Origin of the sequence: Massilia sp. TSP1-1-2, from assembly GCF_049896185.1 — a bacterium.
Taxonomy (GTDB): Bacteria; Pseudomonadota; Gammaproteobacteria; order Burkholderiales; family Burkholderiaceae_D; genus Telluria_A.
The window spans coordinates 1-1,395 of the sequence record NZ_JAFCTU010000096.1; the positions used below are offsets into that span (position 1 = coordinate 1).

1 protein-coding gene and 1 pseudogene are annotated in these 1,395 nt (G+C 64.4%); both read left to right on the forward strand.

Annotated elements, in window-relative coordinates:
* Nucleotides 1-233: pseudogene (locus ACP7BV_RS26985) on the forward strand (ABC-type transport auxiliary lipoprotein family protein); the annotation flags it as partial.
* The gene (locus ACP7BV_RS26990; protein WP_426107978.1) at nt 230-1,372 is read left to right on the forward strand and encodes a VanZ family protein; all 1,143 of its coding nucleotides are present in this window, start codon (nt 230-232) and stop codon (nt 1,370-1,372) included. The pseudogene ACP7BV_RS26985 and the gene ACP7BV_RS26990, both read left to right, overlap by 4 nt.
* Nucleotides 1,373-1,395 lie beyond the last annotated feature (23 nt).

The following is a 1,395-nucleotide window of genomic DNA, read 5'->3' on the forward strand; positions in this document are numbered from 1 at the left end:
TCGACGACATTACCCACAGCTTCGACAGCGCATCGAAAAGCTATGGCCAACTGGTGTTGCGCGCGTCGCTATTCAACCAGCATAAACTGGTCGACCAGAAGACCTTCAGCCGCAAAATACCGGCTGCCAGCGCCGACGCTGCGGGCGGCGCGCGCGCGCTGGCCGCAGCCACTGACGCGGTGGCCGCCGACATCAACGCCTGGCTGGCCACGCTGCCCCTGCCCAAGCAATGATCCCTGCCGAGCCAAGACGCGAACCGAGAGGTTCGCCCGTTTCCAGGGCGGCGCTGCTGGCCTACCTGCTGCTGATCGTGTATGCCAGCTGGTTCCCGTTTTCGGGCTGGCGCGGCGCAGGGCTCTCGCCCTCGACCTTCCTGACGCTGGCCATGCCGCAGTACTGGACCTGGTTCGACGTGATCGTCAACGTCGTCGGCTACGTCCCGCTCGGCATGCTGCTGGTGCTGGCGCTTTACCCCTACCTGCGCGGCGTGTGGGCGATTGTGGGCGCGACCGTTCTGGGCGTGCTGGTGTCCGGCCTGGCCGAGGCGGTGCAGACCTACCTGCCAAGCCGCGTGCCCTCCAGCCTGGACTTGCTGACCAATTCGGTCGGCGCCCTGATCGGCGCCTTCATCGGTCTGGCGGGCGCCCGCTCCTACCTCAATGAAAGCCGTTTGTACCAGACGCGCAAGCGCTGGTTCGCGCCCCATGCCAGCCAGGGCCTGGTGCTGCTGGCCTTGTGGCCGCTGGCGCAGATCTACCCGCTCGGCCACATGTTCGGGCACGGCCAATTGCTGCCGATTTTTTCCGAGTGGCTGTCGCAATGGCTCTCGACCGACATTGACCTGGTGATCATGCTGCGCCCCGGCGCCGACATGACGGCCGAGCAGTACTGGCTGTCGGACACGGTCATCACGGCCTGCGGCATGACCGGTGCGGTGCTCACCATGCTCTGTTTGCTCAACCGTGGCGCGCCGCGCGCCCGCCTGATGATTGCCATGGTGGCCATTGCGCTGGTGTTCAAGACGCTCGCCAGTTCGCTACAGTTCACGCCGGAAAATGCGTTCAACTGGTTCACGCCCGGCGTGCAGGGCGGCTTTCTGATCGGGGCGATCATGCTGGCCGGGCTGGCCTTTGCGCCGCAGGTGGCGCAGCGCAGGCTAGCGGTGGTGACCTTGCTGCTAAGCTTATTGGTGGTCAATACCATTCCCGTGAACCCGTATTTTTCGGCCACGCTGCAAGGCTGGGTGCAGGGCAAGTTCCTCAACTTCATGGGTGCGGCGCAGTTCTTGTCGCTGCTGTGGCCGTTTTTCGCGATCTGGTTTTTGCTGTTGCCCTCGCACAAGCTCAATCGCGTGGCGGAGCGCCGCAGCTAGCATCAGCGTCACTGTAGTTACGG

Excerpts from the sequence above, each read along its gene's own strand:
- ACP7BV_RS26990 (WP_426107978.1), top strand. The coding sequence starts at position 230 with ATGATCCCTGCCGAGCCAAGACGCGAACCGAGAGGTTCGCCCGTTTCC.